We start from the raw sequence: 15,543 nt of genomic DNA on the forward strand, positions 1-15,543 counted from the left end.
CAGAGTGAGCCGCGAAAGAAAAAATTTGCGCTCGACGCCTATCAAGGAGGATTGAATGACGAACTATATCGATAAATCCCAGCAGCCAATCTTAGGCAACAATATCATTGTTTCAGGCACACCAGAAGGACTACATTGGCGCGCCTCCATGTGGAAGTTTTTGCTATTTTCAGCACTGGGTATTGCGCTGTTTATTATTCCCTTTCAGTGGGATGGCAAAGTAACCATTTTATTGGGCGTATTAACCGATACCTTGCAAGCAGTGCTGGGCAGTTATGTGGTTTACGCGGTATTAGCGATTGTAACGGCTTCCTTTATCGGGGCGCTGGCTGTTAAGGTTTTAAGACCCAATCTGCCCGCAGGCTCCATGTGGGTAAAGCTTTTTGATGTCGACTGGTTTTGGCTTGCTGCCCGCTTTTTGGGCGTACTGTTTGCGTGGATGATTTATTTACAAGTCGGCCCTGAATTTATCATCAATCGTAATACCGGCGGCGTGATTTTTGAAGACCTGATTCCTATCCTTATTCCTTTGTTCTTTTTTGCCATTTTATCCTTACCATTTCTGACTGATTTCGGTTTAATGGAGTTTTTGGGTACTTTATCTAGTAAAGTGTTCGTTAAATTATTTAGATTGCCGGGTCGCTCTGCGGTCGATGCCATGTCCTCTTGGTTTGGCGCCGCCTCTATTGGTCTGCTGGTGACCATGCAAGAGTATGATAAAAGCTACTATAGTCAGCGTGAAGCGGCAATTATTGCCACCACCTTTTCGGTGACGTCCATCGCCTTTACCTATGTCGTTGCCAAAACCATCGGCGTCGATAACAACTTTGTTTTCTTTTATCTGACCATTGCTGCAACTGGTTTTATCGCCGCGATTATTATGCCGCGTATACCGCCGCTGTCATTAAAACCTGACACTTATCATTCTGGCAAAAGTATGCTCGATGAAGAAATTCCTACTGAGTATTCTACTTACCAATGGGCGATCAATCGTGCCGTCACGCGCGCGCATTCTATGCCAAGCTTAGGGAAAGTGTTTAAGCATAGCCTAAAGAACTTATTTGATATTTATTTTGGCTTAATTCCAGTAATTTTTGCTATTGGCGTCATTGGTCTTGGTTTGGCAGAATACACGCCGGTATTTAATTGGCTCTCTGCGCCGCTCGTGCCATTACTTGAATTATTGCAAATTCCAGAGGCAGCAGAGGCCGCGCCTGCGATGATTATGGGCTTTGCCGATATGTACTTGCCAGCCTTGGTTGGTAAAAGTATCGAGAGTGAAATGACGCGTTTTATCGTTGGTGCAGCTTCTATTACCCAGATTATCTATATGTCTGAGGTAGGCGCGCTGATATTGAAATCAAACATCAAGCTGAACGTCTTAGAGCTGTTTATGATTTTTATCTTGCGGACGCTGATTAGCTTGGTGGTCATTACGTCGGTGGCGCATCTATTGTATTAGTCGTGATTGCAACGCCTCATTTTGGCATTAAAAAATCAGTGAACAGTTAGCGTAAAGACAACTTTATTAAACAATATAAGGCAACTAGTCATCATGGAAATAACAAATTCTTTATCCTTAACGAGAGCCGCCGCTCAGCAAAGCATGAAAAATGAAGTTAGGTTAAATGCCGCCTACATAGAGGGTGATTGGGTCACGATTGCAGCATCTGATTCGGTAGGTGAACATGCTTTATATGATCCAAACTCCGGCGAAGTCATTGCAAAAACTCGCTTGTGTCGTAGCGCACAGGTAGACAGCGCCGCTTATGCCGCATCACGCGCTTATGCAACTTGGTCGCAAACCAGCGTCAATGAGCGCGCGCGTTATCTGCAGGCGATTGCAGATACGATGGCGCAGCAGTTTGAGAAGCTGGTTGCGTTGTCGGTATTGAATAATGGTAAGCCGATTGCAGAGGCGAAAATAGACGTGAGCGACGCCATTGATTGTTATCGCTATTATGCCAATCTTATCACCGAGCAGACGACTTGGTCTAAGGTCACCACCAACGAGACAGGTATACGCTTATTAAAAACCTACGCACCTGTTGGTATTTGCGCTCTTATCGTGCCTTGGAACTTCCCGATGGTCACTACTGCTTGGAAATTAGCACCAGCATTGGCGGCAGGTTGTACTGTTATTCTCAAACCATCAGAGGTGACACTATTACCAGAGTTGATGCTGGGCAATATATTGTCGGCTATTGGGCTGCCAAAAGGGGTGGTCAATATCCTACCGGGCGCAGCAGAAGTGGGCGCAGCGATGAGCAGTCATCCGCTGATTGATAAAGTATCTTTTACCGGTAGTAATATCGTCGGTGAAAAAGTAATGCGCCAAGCAGCAACAGGTGTCAAGGATATCAGTCTAGAGCTTGGTGGTAAGTCCGCTATCGTAGTGCGCGCAGATGCTGATATTGATTATGCTTGTAATTTAATCATCGGCGGTATCTTTACCAACGCCGGTCAGATTTGTTCTGCAACCTCAAGGCTGCTTGTCCATCAAGACATTGCCCAGTCGTTATTTGACGCACTGAAAACAAAAACAGAAAGTTTAAAAATAGGCGATGGTTTTGCTGTCGATACGCAAATGGGTCCATTGGTTAGCGCGCAACAACTTGCGCAAGTCGAAAAGTATATCGATATCGCGGTTGGTGAAAATCTTATTTGCCTAACAGGTGGCGAGATACTAGACCGTCAAGGATATTTTGCAACGCCGACTATTTATACGAATGTGCCAGTAAGCAGTCAGTTATGGACAGAAGAAGTATTTGGACCAGTATTGGTCAGTACTACCTTTGCAGACGATGCACAGGCGATTGAACTTGCCAATGATAGTAAGTATGCCTTGGCAGCGACTATTGTCAGTGCTAATGAGACTGCAGCGTTAGAGATGGCGTTACAAATTCAAGCTGGTCATATTTGGGTTAACGAGCAGCAAATTGTAGTACCTGAAGCAGGTTGGGGCGGGTTTAAGCAAAGTGGCATTGGTCGCGAATTGGGTGCTGATGGCTTGTCTGCTTATCAGAAGAGTAAGCACGTTTTGCTACCATTGTAATTACTGTTTTTATTGCACTGTCAAAAAAACCCCTATATAGATATCTTATACAGGGGATTTTGGTTAATGTTTAGTAGATTACCACATCAAATCATCTGGAATAACATAAGCGGCATAAGGGTCATCTTCTGCCAGCTCGACCTCTGACTTGTCATTCGACACCACAATGAAACCTTCGAGCTTGGCGTTGATACGATCAGCTAGTGGACGAGGAAGCAGCGCATAATCGTCTTCTAAGCGTGCAATCACCACATGACCTGCTACGATTTGATCATAGAGCTTTTGGGAGATATAAATCTTTTTAATTTTGCCATTATCAACAAACTGATAAGTGATGTCACCCTGCGTTTCTGTGATTTGATGTTGCCTAATCATTTGGATAACGTTGGCTCTTAGCGTTTTTTCTTCTAAAATCTGCTGTTTTTCTTGATTGAGCTTTTGGTCTTTTTCTATTTTTTTGGCTTGAGCGTCTGCCAAGGCTTTTTTGGCTTCAAGATTTGATGCGTCACCTGTGCGCTTGGCATGCTGTGACTGTTTGCTGATTTTTTTGGCTTTTTTGCTATCCACCAATCCAGCTTTTAAGAGTTGTTCTTGTAGGGCGTTTTTGGCCATGTCTGTATTACCTAAGTACCTAAGTGAAATTGCCTAGATCCAAAATTATAGTGTTTAAAAAGGTTATGGTAGCAAATTTTGTGCAGTACTGTCACAGTCTGGCGTAAAAATCGTTCATTACGCCTTAAAAGAATAATTTTAAAAAGTAATTGTACATAATATCTCTCACATAAGGTTTAAAGATAAAGAGCTAAGCTTTTATTCAAATTGTCAAAAAGACGCACCCACATCGTGAGTACGCTAAAAGCTATATAGGTGTAATATAAAAATGCTTAAATAAAAATAGAGTTTAGTCAGATTTAGGTTGCTATAGGCGTATCTAAAGTTACTGGTTGTACCTTGCTTGTTTTGCCATCCACTGCTGCGCTTAAATTCACAAGGAAAATAGCAGTGGCTGCAATTAATCCTGGTATCGCGATAAACAAAAAGTTCGTCTGGTGGCTTAGCTCTAGTGTAAGTAACGCGCCAGTTAAGATAGGACCTACGATAGCACCAATACGACCAATACCTGATGCCCAGCCCATAGCTGTTGTCCGTACACTCGTCGGATAATACTGTGCGACAAAGGTGTAGAGTAGTATCTGTGAGCCGATAGTCGTAGCGCCTGCAATCGCGATCAGAGTATATAGTACTAGCTGAGGGCTGTTATAGCCAAGCAGTATCAACGCCGCAGCGCCTAGGGCAAACATGATGGCTAAGACAGGTTTAAGATGAAATTTATCAGCCAGTATGCCGCCGCCGATAGCTCCCACCATGCCACCAATATTGAGTGCAAATAAGAACAGCATGCTTGCACCTAGTGAGTAACCTGCCTGAATCATTAGTTTTGGCAACCAACTAGCAAGGGCATACACCATCAGTAAGCACATAAAGAAAGCGAGCCAAAACATGATAGTAGTGAAACCACGGTTTTTCAGAAATAAGGCTTTAATTGGTGCATCATCGCCTTTGGTCGGCTCGTCCAATAGCAAACTGGTAGAAGTGGTAATCGTTTCTTGCGGTGCCAATTTTTTAACAATAATTTTGGCTTCTTTATCTCGCTTCTCTTTTACCAAATACATCAAAGATTCAGGCAACATTTTCCAAATGATTGGTAAAAGTAGCATTGGAATGCCAGCGATATAAAACATAATCTCCCAGCCAAAATCTACCACCAAAAACGAGCCTAATAATGCCGATGCCATGCCTCCAATGGCATAACCACTAAACATTATAGCAACTAAAGTACTGCGAATACGTTTTGGTGCATATTCGGAGGTTAAAGCCACGCAGATAGGCATAACACCACCGATACCTAGGCCTGCAATAAAGCGCAAAGTGGCGAACTGTATTGGACCACCAGCAAAAGCACCAAGAAAAGTAAAGCTACTGAACAAGCCGACGCAAATCATAATGGTTTTTTTGCGTCCAATCTTGTCTGAGAGTGTTCCAAAAATCATGGCGCCAAACATCATGCCAAAAAGTGCAGCACTGGCAAGAAAACCTGCTTGTACTGCGGTTAATGACCATTCCTCCATGAGTAGGGGCAATGCTACACCATAAATAATAAGATCATAGCCATCAAAGATAATAATCAATAAACACCAAAATAAGACTTTCCAGTGAAAAGGTGCAAATTTGGCTTCATCAATAACTCTATTGATGTTTAAAGTAGGTGAGTCCATTCTTTTTTCTCCGTGGGTAATATCCCTATAAGTCTTTATTAAGCTATTGTTTTCTATCAAGAAAGTCAAAAACCATCTGAGTATTAATTTATACCTATAAGGTATAGATTTTGACGTAACTTAATAAAGGGCGGTGACATGTGGTAAAAGAGAAAAGCACCTACATATCCTTTAGATATGCAGGTGCTTTTCTTAAACCAAATGAAAGATTTAAACTCTTAATTGTTAGACTATTTTTTTATTACTAAAAAATCTGATGGTATCCGTAACTCTATTAGTCATGAAAATATTGTTTGATTAATTGATTGAACACGTCAGGCTGTTCAATATTTGAGATATGTGAGGCATTAATGGTCGTGAGTGTTGCATTTGGGATATGATCAACCATGTATTGACCATCCGCAACTGTGGTCACAGGGTCTTCAGTACCTGCAACCACCGTAACTGGCACGCGGATATCTTTTAGCTGTTCACGTGTATCAGCGTCAGATAATGCCTCGCAGCAGCTGGCATAACCCTCGCTACTGCCAGCTACGAGAGCGTCAGATAATGCTTTAACTACATCTGGATAATCATCGATAAAACTTGCTGTAAACCAACGCGAAGCAGCTGTCGATGCAATAGGTTCTAATCCTTTCTCACGTACCAATTTTGCCCGATCTACCCAAGCATCCTCATTGCCAATCTTCGCGGCGGTATTGCAAAGCATTAAGTGATGGAAGCGGTCAGGGTAATTGATAGCTAACCATTGACCAGTCATGCCGCCCATAGAGATGCCACAAAGAAACGCTTTATCAATATTCAGATAATCAAGCAAATCAATCACATCTTGTCCAAGCTGATCTAAACGATAAGGGCCTTTTGGTGCGGAAGATTTACCATGGCCACGGGTATCGTAGCAGATAATAAAGTAATCGTTTTGTAAGGCATCGATTTGCGGCTGCCACATATGATAGCTAGTGCCCAAAGAGTTAGAAAATATCAGAGCAGGATTGCTGCTATCGCCAAAAGTGGCATAGTTTAGGGCAACGTCTTTGTTGTCAAATATGGGCATCATTATTATCCTTTTTAATCATGGTAATGTCATTGCAGTAGTAATGGTGGGTGGTTTGAGCGATATTTATGAATAGCACTATCTAATCGTTGACAACCCGTTCAATAATCATCGCAATGCCTTGTCCAACCCCAATACACATCGAGCAAATAGCATAACGCTTATCAGTTTTCTCAAGTTGATTGAGTGCTGTTAAAATTAAACGTGCGCCTGAGGCACCGAGTGGATGACCAAGGGCAATGGCACCACCATTAGGGTTGACGCGCGCGCTGTCATCAGCTAACCCTAAGTCACGCGTACAAGCGAGAGCTTGAGCGGCAAAGGCTTCGTTTAATTCAATGACATCCATCTCATCAAGTGACAGTCCAGTTTTTACCAGTAGTTTTTTTATCGCTGGTGCTGGAGCAAAGCCCATAATACGTGGCTCAACGCCTACCGTAGTTGAGGCCACAATACGTGCACGCGGTTTTAGATTGAACTTTTTCACCGCTTGCTCTGATGCCACTAAAAAAGCCGCTGCGCCATCATTGATACCTGACGCATTGCCAGCCGTCACGGTGCCATCTGAGATGACGATAGGGCGCAGTTTGGTCAACTTCTCAAGCGTGGTATCAGCGCGAGGGTGTTCATCGGTATCGACAGTGATAGGCTCGCCTTTGCGTTGCGGGATGCTGACTGGAGTAATCTCATCTTTGAAAAACCCTGCCTTTTGCGCCGCTGCGGTCCGTTGTTGACTACGTAGGGCAAAAGCATCTTGGTCAGCGCGATTGATATTGAATTGCTCTGCGACATTTTCAGCGGTTTGCGGCATCGTTTCCGTGCCATATAGCTCATCAAGCTTTGGATTGATAAAGCGCCAGCCCATAGTGGTATCTTCTAGCTTTTGACTACGACCAAACGCTTGATCTGACTTGCCCATTACTAATGGCGCACGGCTCATGCTCTCAACGCCACCTGCAATAATTAGATGAGCTTCACCGGCTTTGATAGCGCGTGCCGCTATCGCTAACGCATCCATTGAAGAGCCGCATAAGCGATTCACGGTGGTGGCAGGCACTTGATAAGGTAAGCCAGCTAGTAACGATGACATACGCCCGACGTTGCGATTGTCTTCACCGCTCTGATTAGCACAGCCGTAAATAACGTCATCTACTTGCACCCAATCGACATTGGTATTACGTTCCATTAACGCCTTGATAGGGATAGCTCCCAAATCGTCAGCGCGTATCTGTGCTAGAGCGCCGCCGTAGCGTCCAAAAGGGGTGCGAATGGCATCGATAATATAAGCATCATTTAAACCAGTGATTGAATCAGTCATCATCCTTGTCCTTTTTATTATTTTGAATTTGTAGCATCAATTAGCGTCGCACCCGTCAATGCTTGTAAGTCCGCAAAGCTTAAGCCATCGACCATTTCAGTGACGGCTAAACCTTTATCAGTGACATCAATGACACATAAGTCAGTATAAATACGATCAACACAGTTTTTGCCAGTCACAGGGTAGGTAAGCTTGCTAACGATTTTAGGGTCGCCAGTCTTGGTGGTGTGATTGGTCATGACAAAGACTTTTTTGGCACCGACGGCTAAATCCATAGCGCCGCCAACAGCCGGTATTGCATCTGTCGCACCGGTGCTCCAATTGGCTAGATCACCATTTTCAGCCACTTGAAATGCACCTAGTACGCAGATATCAAGATGACCACCGCGCATCATGGCAAAAGAGTCGCCATGATGAAAGAAGCTGCCGCCATCGAGCATTGTGACGTACTCTTTTCCGGCATTAATCAGCTCGGGATCCTCTTCACCTTTGGCAGGTGGTGGCCCAAAAGCTAATAAGCCGTTTTCTGAATGCAAAAATACATCTTTATCATCCGGTAGGTATTGGGCAATTTTGGTCGGTAGTCCGATGCCTAAATTGACATAGGCACCATCTGGAATATCTTGTGCAGCACGCTCGGCGATTTGATCGCGGGTCAAAACGGTGTAGGAAGTATGGCTCATGATGACGCTCCTTATAGTTGGCAGTATTAAGCGGTGGCTGTAGTAGCTGTGCTAGAAAGTTAAGCGCTAGCAGCTTCAGTGCTAGCAGGCTGAATTTGCACCACATGCTGCACAAAAATACCCGGTGTAATAATGTGCTCAGGATCAAGCGCGCCAAGCTCAACCGTTTCGGAGACTTGGGCGATAGTAATATCAGCCGCCATTGCCATGATTGGGCCGAAGTTACGGGCAGACTTGCGGTACACCAAGTTGCCCCAACGATCGCCTCTAGAAGCTTTGATTAAAGCAAAATCAGCCTTGATCGGATATTCAAGAACATAGTCTTTACCATCGATTTCTCGAGTCTCTTTACCTTCTGCGAGTAAAGTACTAAAGCCTGTGGGCGTATATACCGCACCGAGTCCCATACCTGCTGCTTGAATACGGCAAGCCAAATTCCCTTGTGGTACTAGCTCCAGCTCAATCTTGCCAGCATGATAAAGCTCATCAAATACCCAAGAATCCGATTGACGCGGGAAAGAGCAAATGATTTTACGCACAGCACCCGTTTTTAAGAGCTTGGCAAGGCCATGGTCGCCGTTACCGGCATTATTATTAATGATGACCAAATCCTTTACGCCTAAATTAATAAGTCCATCAATGAGTTCAGCTGGTTGACCTGCTGTGCCAAAGCCACCAATCATGATGGTGGCGCCATCTTTGATTTGACTAAGTACGTCAGAGATACTTTTATCTGCTTTGTTAATCATGTTTATATCCTATAAAAAGTCATATGAGGTAGTGTCTTTAGAATTAATAAGTGGTACATGGGTTGGACTCATTGCTCTGACACTACTTAATTTTTTTCGTAAGAGACTTGCTCTTAATTGGCTTCATTATTAGAGGTCGTTAATGAGATAGATGATGTTGGTAGTAGGCGTTTTTTGGTCAGAATATAGTGAGCAATCATGCCAATAAGAATGCCCCAAAACACAGAGCTTAATCCCAAAAAGCTCATACCCGATGCTGTCGCTAAAAATGTAATCAATGCAGAGTCTCTTTGCTCATCATTTTTCATAGCAATGGTGATATTGGCAGAAATGGCACCGATTAATGCAAGGCCGGCCAGTGCCGCGACAAGCTCTTTTGGAAGCAAGCTAAATACCATCACGATACTGCCAGCAAATAAACCGCCAAATAAATAGAAGATGCCATTGGCGACGCCTGCAATATAGCGTTTCTCTTTTACCTCATGAGCATCTTTACCAGTACAAAGCGCCGCAGTGATGGCAGCAAGCACAATGGTAATACCACCAACGCAGGCGACTGCTAACGACGAGAGACTAGAGATGGCGACAATGGGTTTGGCTGGCGTGTTATAACCGCTAAGATTTAAAATAGCCATTCCCGGTAAAAACTGTCCTGTTAAGCTCACAAGAATAAGGGGTATAGCGAGGTTAAACGTTGAGTTCCACGACCATTCAGGTGCAATAAAAGTAGGTATGGTAACGGCTAAATCGAAATGGACAGGGTTCATTTTGCCAAGTAAGACGCTTAAGATAACACCGCATATCAATACCCAGATCATCGTATAGCGCGGTGAAAAGCGTTTAGCCAATAAGTAGCAACCGAGCATGCTAAAGACGATAAATGGCATACTATCAGTGGCTTTAAATAATTCTAAGCCGAACTGAAATAAAATCCCTGCCATCATGCCAGCGGCAATACCGTTAGGAATCCATTTTAATATTTTGTCGAAGTAACCTGTTGCCCCAACAATAAATATGACAATCGCTGAGATGATATAACCGGCAACAGCTTCATTAATACTCATCTGTGGAAATAGGGTAACTAGTAAAGCGGTACCAGGGGCGGACCATGCTGTAATAACCGGTGTTTTATATTTAATGGATAAATAAATACCAGGAATGGCAGCACCGATGGAGACACCCCAAATCCAAGACGCCATCATGGCATCCGATACTCGTGCGGCTTGTGCGGCCTGAAAAAAAATAATCAAAGGACCAGCATAGGAAATAAGAACCGCTAAGAATCCTGCAACCGATGAGGAGAGCGACCAGTCGTTTTTTAAGGTTTGGATTACAGAGGCCATATTGCTTCCTTGCAAATTAGCATTCGTTACGGGGTTGCAAATTAAGATGCATGCTACTAATTGGCAGATTTATTATTAGCCTTCGTCGCCACCGCCCACAGGAATGGTACTACCAGTAATATAAGAAGACTCATCGGATGCTAAAAACAAGATGGCATTGACTTGCTCATCAATCGTGCCGTAGCGTTTCATAAAGGTGCGATCAATGGTCTGATCAACCACCGCATTCATCCATGATTTTTCATCATCAGTTAATGGTTTGGCGTTACGTGGAATCTTTCTGGGCGGCGCTTCAGTACCGCCAGTTGCCACAGCATTCACGCGTATACCATCGTTTGCATACTCAAAAGCGAGCGATGCGGTCATGGCGTTCACGCCGCCTTTCGCTGTCGAATAGGGTATGCGGTTAATACCGCGAGTAGCGATAGAGGACACATTAACAATAGTGCCTGATTGCTGTTTGACCATGGTTGGTAAAACAGCATGACAACACCATAATGTTGGAAATAATGAGCGGCTGATTTCCTTTTGGATTTCTGCTTCAGAGAAGCTGGTAAAAGGTTTCATCCATATTGCGCCGCCGACATTGTTGACCAATATATCGATACGCCCATAGCTATCAAGTGCCTTATCAATAGCCTCTTTAGCACCTTGATGGGTTTCAAGGTCAGCTTGAATGGTAACGGCTTCTCCGCCATCAGCGATGATTTCAGCCAGCACCTCTTCTACTAATGGAGAAAAGTCTGCCATGACGATTTTTCCGCCCTCACTTGCTAAGCGTAATGCGACTCCGCGTCCGATGCCTTGAGCGGCACCAGTAACGATACATACTTTATTATCAAATCTTTTACTCATGACGGTCTCCTAAAAATCTTGCTCATGCTTTGCTAGTAGAGTAATACGGCTAGGCTACGTTATTGTTCACTGGGCGTGAATTTTTCATAGTAAAAATTACTTGGTTTTAGATTGTTGCTGTCTAACCAATTACTCACCGCATCCACCATCCCTAACGGACCACACAAGTAGACATCGACGTCACCATCGTTCAGCCACTCATTATCAACATGACTGGTAACATAGCCTTTACGCTCATGATTACTGTCTTCAGCGGCGACACAGGTGCGGTAGTCAAACCAAGGGTGGTTTTGTTTGACTTCTTCTAGTTTCTCAACTTCTATCAGATCAAAGTCGTTGGTGACGCCGTAGACCATCCTGACAGGATGATGAGCACCAGACACTTCTAAGCTTTTTAGCATCGATAAAAAAGGTGCGATACCAGTACCACCTGCTAGAAATAGGGTCGGGCGGATTAGAGGGCGCAGGTAAAAGCTACCAAATGGGCCTTCGAAATCAATATCTTGGCCAATCTGAGCGATGTCAGATAAAAAAGTACTCATCTTACCGTTAGGAATATTACGAACGACGAACTCAGCCTGCTTGGCATTGGGCACAGAGCTGAACGAGTAAGAGCGCGTTTCGTCAGAGTTAGGAATGTTAATGTTGACGTATTGTCCCGGAAGAAAGACCAAAGCCTCGGGATTATCAATATCTACACCAAAATGAATAGTGGATTCTGACAGCACATTCAGCTGTTGTAGTTTGCCTTTGAATACAGACTTGCCGACTTTACAGGCTTCAGAAGAACTTGGCACTTTGATCACGCAGTCGCTTTCAGGAATCATCTGACAGGTGAGAACATAACCTTCATCGGCTTCAGCTTCTGTCAGTGCATCTTCGATATACATATCAGGGTGCATGTCATAGCTGCCAGATTCACAATGGCAACGGCAAGTACCGCAAGCACCATCAAGGCAATCCACAGGGATATTAAATTTTTGACGATACGCTGCTTCGGCGACCGTTTCGTCGGCTTCACATTTGATGAATCCTGTGACGCCGTCTTCGAACTGTAGAGCAATATTATATTCCATGAGAAATATCCCTTTTCAACACGTATTAATTAAAAGCTAGTGGCTAAATAATGAGTGAATAATGTTTAGACGTGATAAACATCCATAATTTGATGCACATAGTCGTCTTTTAAGACCACATACTTATCCAAAATTTTTGGTTGGTCTTGAGTCATGTCTATTTTGTACTGAGAGTAACCCCAATAGGTATTGGTCTCATGATAGCGAAAAGATTTGTTGATCCAGTTAAAACGCACCGATACAATACCGTCATTGTCTTCGAGTAGTTCAATATTCGATAAATTGTGCGTGGTACGCGTATCAGGAATGGTCGCTGATGAACGTTCAGTCTCAATGCGGAAGATACGATCTTCAAGACCACGGCGATCCGGATAATAAATCAGCGAGATTTCTCGTTGTGGGTCGCTGATGAGCTGACCATCATCATCCCAACTTGGCATCCAGAAAGGGCAGTCTTCATCGTAATAAGTAAGCCATTCTTCCCATTTTTTCTCATCCAATAAACGCGCTTCACGATATAAAAACTGTCTAATGTCTTCAATGTTAACAGTGGCTTTTTTCATGATTGATATCCTTATATTTTTGTCAGTTCTACAATAAATAGCAGAGTAATAATAAAAATGTATCAGTCGCTATTAACACCGTGTAGCTGCTGCTCTTGCTCTAGAGCTTTTTTCATCTCTTCATGCCAGTAGCGATGTTGGACGGTATATAGTCCTTCATCTTCAGTCTTAACACCACTCATTAAAGGTTTGAGGTCAATAGCGGCCGCGCCTTCATCTGCACCTTGAATCCAGTGCTCGGAGCCTCGGCACATATCATTCCATTCAAGCTTGATACCGTTATAACCTTCTTGGCATGAGCGGAACTCTTCTAAGTCATCAGGGGTTGCCATACCAGTAACGTTAAAGAAATCTTCATACTGACGGATACGGCGTGCACGTGACTCATCGCTTTCGCCTTTTGGTGCGATACACCAGATGCTAACTTCAGTTTTGTCAACCGCGATAGGGCGGAGCATACGAATTTGTGAGCCGAACTGATCCATGATGTAGACGTTTGGATATAGGCATAAGTTACGTGAGCGTTCAATCATCCAGTCCGCCATGGCTTCACCGTAGCTGGCGACATACTCATCGCGATAAGCGTAGTTTGGACGGTCTTGTGGGTTTTCCCACTGTGTCCATAACAGCATGTGACCGTTTTCAAAAGAATAAAACCCACCGCCTTGTCGACCCCATTTGCCAGCGTTCATGGCTTTGATATTGTCTTCTTTGACAGCTTCAGCTTCTTTACGGCGCGCAGTTGTCGCAGCGTAGTTCCAATGGACGGCTGATACGTGATAGCCGTCGGCACCGTTTTCAGCTTGCAGCTTCCAGTTACCATCAAAGGTATAGGTTGAGGTGCCGCGTAACACTTCTAGACCTTCTGGCGATTGATTGACAATCATGTCAAGAATTTTGGTAGAGCCACCAAGCCAGTCTCCGATTGGCTGAACATCATCATTTAAGCTGGCAAAGATAAAGCCTTTATAATTAGCCATCTTCACTTGTTTTAAGTCGTGTGAGCCTTCTTTATTGAAGCATTCTGGATAGCCTGCATGTCTTGGGTCTTTAACTTTAAGCAGCTTGCCTGAGTTGTTAAAGGTCCAACCGTGGAATGGGCAGGTGTAAGTGGCTTTATTGCCTTTCTTATGACGGCAGAGCTGTGCGCCGCGGTGTGAGCATGAATTAATCATGCAGTGCAAATCGCCTTCTTTATTGCGGGCAAGAATGACGGGCTGACGGCCAATGTATGAGGTGTAGTAGTCGTTGTTATCAGGAACTTGAGACTCATGAGCCAAATACACCCAATTGTTTTCGAAGATGTACTTCATCTCAAGCTCGAACAACTCTTCGTTAGTGAAGGCGCTACGATGCAGGCGATAAATCCCTTTTTCGCTGTTTTCTTCTAAAAAATCATCAATAGTGATGTCTGATCCTTCAGGTACTAGATTGATACGCTGGCTCATGGCTGCCTTCCTTGTATAATAACGGTGTTAAATGAGATTCAGTGTTACGCTTGATACGGCAGCTTGGGACGTACCAAACGTAGAGATTTCATATTTATAAACTACTAATATCCAATAACAAGCCCCGATTAACCTTGGGCACGGCGACGTTCGACTTCACTGCCTTGGACGTTTTGGTCGATATCTTTTACTAAATGAAAGTCGAAATCGATACTGGCATATGGTTTATCGAGACCTTTTTCTTTTAGCTTGTCCGCATCTTCGACCATCGTTACCTCTGGTACCAAACCTTCGCGGCTTGCAAAAGCAAAGTCATCCCATAGGTACTCATCGCCATCGATGTTAATCTGCGTGGTCAGTTTGCGATGACCGTCAGCACTGGCAAAAAAATGAACATGAGCTGGGCGATGACCATGACGACCCAGCGCGCCCAATACTTTTTGCGTCATTCCTTCTGGTGGTACCGAGTAACCTAGCGGTACGATACTGCGGAAGGCATAATTGCCGTTTTCGTCAGCGATAATGGTTCGGCGTAAATTAAATTCTGACTGCGATTCATCAAAGAAAGAGTAATTGCCCAAGCTATTGGCATGCCATGCTTCAACTTTTGCATGTGGCAGTGGCTGGCCATCTTCGCCGTAAACCGTACCTTGCATAAATAAGACAGTGCCTTCACCATCTTCGCTACCATCATCGAGACGCGCAAAGCCCTTTTCTTCTGGCGCACCAGCGACATAGAGTGGACCTTCAATAGTACGTACAGTACCACCGTCAAGACCGGCTGCTTTTAAATCCTCTTCAATCATTAAATCCATGAAGTGATCGAAACCCAAGCCTGGTGATAATAAACCAGCTTCTTTGCCCAAATCACCGATAAACTCAACGCCAGACCAATATTCATCGGCAGTGATTTTTAAGTCGTTAATGGTTTGCATAAGGTCGGTCACGATACGCAAGACAATCTCTTGTACGCGTGGATTGACTTGCTCAGGGAAGTCGATTTTGCCTTTGATGAACTGAGTGGCTAATGCTTCAATTTGGCTGCGTTCCATGTCTCTCTCCTTGTTGAGGACTGTTTTATTAAGGGGTAATTACAGTGAGTATTCTTACTCAGTTTTTATAG

At 44.0% G+C, this 15,543-nt stretch carries 14 protein-coding genes; 2 read left to right on the top strand and 12 right to left on the bottom strand.

Features of this window, described 5'->3' with window-relative positions; all coding sequences use genetic code 11:
* Positions 1-55: 55 nt before the first annotated feature.
* Both AB8P72_RS05400 and AB8P72_RS05405 read left to right on the top strand, forming a co-directional pair.
* Complete coding sequence (locus AB8P72_RS05400) at positions 56-1,462, top strand: YjiH family protein (protein ID WP_369958181.1); 1,407 nt, start codon at positions 56-58, stop codon at positions 1,460-1,462.
* 93 nt (positions 1,463-1,555) lie between these two features.
* Positions 1,556-3,055 carry an aldehyde dehydrogenase family protein gene (locus AB8P72_RS05405; RefSeq protein ID WP_313492518.1) on the top strand — a complete coding sequence of 500 codons (1,500 nt, stop codon included), beginning with the start codon at positions 1,556-1,558 and terminating at the stop codon, positions 3,053-3,055.
* 78 nt (positions 3,056-3,133) lie between these two features.
* Here AB8P72_RS05405 and AB8P72_RS05410 read toward each other — a convergent pair whose 3' ends face one another.
* From AB8P72_RS05410 to catA, 12 genes are all read right to left on the bottom strand, one after another.
* Positions 3,134-3,667: a DUF2058 domain-containing protein gene (locus AB8P72_RS05410; protein WP_200661722.1), complete on the bottom strand. Its 534-nt coding sequence runs from the start codon at positions 3,665-3,667 to the stop codon at positions 3,134-3,136.
* Between the two features lie 299 nt (positions 3,668-3,966).
* Complete coding sequence (locus AB8P72_RS05415; RefSeq protein ID WP_144296332.1) at positions 3,967-5,331, bottom strand: MFS transporter; 1,365 nt, start codon at positions 5,329-5,331, stop codon at positions 3,967-3,969.
* A gap of 274 nt (positions 5,332-5,605) precedes the next feature.
* Positions 5,606-6,385, bottom strand: a complete 780-nt coding sequence (pcaD, locus tag AB8P72_RS05420; RefSeq protein WP_313492517.1) for a 3-oxoadipate enol-lactonase — start codon at positions 6,383-6,385, stop codon at positions 5,606-5,608.
* An 82-nt stretch (positions 6,386-6,467) separates the two neighbouring features.
* Entirely contained in the window at positions 6,468-7,703 is a 1,236-nt protein-coding gene (gene pcaF / locus AB8P72_RS05425; RefSeq protein ID WP_369958272.1) for a 3-oxoadipyl-CoA thiolase, read from the bottom strand.
* Between the two features lie 17 nt (positions 7,704-7,720).
* Entirely contained in the window at positions 7,721-8,386 is a 666-nt protein-coding gene (locus AB8P72_RS05430; protein WP_144296331.1) for a 3-oxoacid CoA-transferase subunit B, read from the bottom strand.
* A gap of 59 nt (positions 8,387-8,445) precedes the next feature.
* Positions 8,446-9,135 (bottom strand): 3-oxoacid CoA-transferase subunit A, encoded by a 690-nt coding sequence (locus tag AB8P72_RS05435; RefSeq protein WP_313492515.1) that lies wholly within the window; start codon positions 9,133-9,135, stop codon positions 8,446-8,448.
* Between the two features lie 113 nt (positions 9,136-9,248).
* Positions 9,249-10,478 (bottom strand): benzoate/H(+) symporter BenE, encoded by a 1,230-nt coding sequence (benE, locus tag AB8P72_RS05440; protein WP_313492514.1) that lies wholly within the window; start codon positions 10,476-10,478, stop codon positions 9,249-9,251.
* Between the two features lie 75 nt (positions 10,479-10,553).
* Complete coding sequence (locus tag AB8P72_RS05445) at positions 10,554-11,333, bottom strand: 1,6-dihydroxycyclohexa-2,4-diene-1-carboxylate dehydrogenase (protein WP_201571628.1); 780 nt, start codon at positions 11,331-11,333, stop codon at positions 10,554-10,556.
* Between the two features lie 59 nt (positions 11,334-11,392).
* Positions 11,393-12,409 (bottom strand): benzoate 1,2-dioxygenase electron transfer component BenC, encoded by a 1,017-nt coding sequence (gene benC / locus AB8P72_RS05450; RefSeq protein WP_369958182.1) that lies wholly within the window; start codon positions 12,407-12,409, stop codon positions 11,393-11,395.
* A 65-nt stretch (positions 12,410-12,474) separates the two neighbouring features.
* Complete coding sequence (gene benB, locus AB8P72_RS05455) at positions 12,475-12,981, bottom strand: benzoate 1,2-dioxygenase small subunit (protein ID WP_305935449.1); 507 nt, start codon at positions 12,979-12,981, stop codon at positions 12,475-12,477.
* 53 nt (positions 12,982-13,034) lie between these two features.
* Positions 13,035-14,420: a benzoate 1,2-dioxygenase large subunit gene (benA, locus tag AB8P72_RS05460; RefSeq protein ID WP_369958183.1), complete on the bottom strand. Its 1,386-nt coding sequence runs from the start codon at positions 14,418-14,420 to the stop codon at positions 13,035-13,037.
* A gap of 128 nt (positions 14,421-14,548) precedes the next feature.
* Positions 14,549-15,472 (bottom strand): catechol 1,2-dioxygenase, encoded by a 924-nt coding sequence (gene catA / locus AB8P72_RS05465; RefSeq protein WP_369958184.1) that lies wholly within the window; start codon positions 15,470-15,472, stop codon positions 14,549-14,551.
* Between the last annotated feature and the right edge of the window lie 71 nt (positions 15,473-15,543).

The organism is Psychrobacter sp. CLB018 (assembly GCF_041222815.1).
GTDB lineage: Bacteria > Pseudomonadota > Gammaproteobacteria > Pseudomonadales > Moraxellaceae > Psychrobacter > Psychrobacter faecalis.